The sequence below is a fragment of the Bradyrhizobium sp. NBAIM08 genome, assembly GCF_020193935.1.
GTDB classification, from domain to species: Bacteria; Pseudomonadota; Alphaproteobacteria; order Rhizobiales; family Xanthobacteraceae; genus Bradyrhizobium; species Bradyrhizobium yuanmingense.
In genome coordinates this window covers 1-427 of sequence record NZ_JADYVR010000610.1, presented here as the reverse complement: position 1 = coordinate 427, position 427 = coordinate 1, and the positions used below count along the sequence as shown (strand labels likewise).

General features: G+C 69.3%; 1 protein-coding gene. It reads right to left on the bottom strand.

Features of this window, described 5'->3' with window-relative positions:
- The coding region (locus tag I6F37_RS41190) for an FAD-dependent oxidoreductase (protein WP_225154550.1) at window positions 1-427 on the bottom strand (427 nt) is incomplete at both ends.

Sequence of the window (427 nt, the reverse complement as noted above, 5' to 3'; positions counted from 1 at the left end):
GCCCCAAATCGTCCGTATTCGGACGCCGACCCACCGCGAGCAGCACATGGCTGCCGACCACGACCGGCGAGCCCGCCCGGCACTCGACCGAGACGGCGACGCCGCGCGCGTGAAGGGCGAACGCAATGCATTCGGCCCCCGTCCGCACGGCGATACCCTCGTCCTCCAGGATCGCGCGCACCGCGTCGGACACGTCGGCGTCCTCGCGGCCGATCAATCGCTCGCCGCGCTCCACGACCGTGACGGCGGCGCCGAAGCGGCGGTACATCTGCGCGAACTCGAGCCCGATATAGCTGCCGCCGACGACCACCAGATGTTCGGGGATACGGTCCATTGCGACCATGTCGGTATTGTCGAGATAGGGCACGTCGTGGACGCCGGGCATGTCGGGCACCGCCGCGCGGCCACCGACATTGAGGAAGATGCG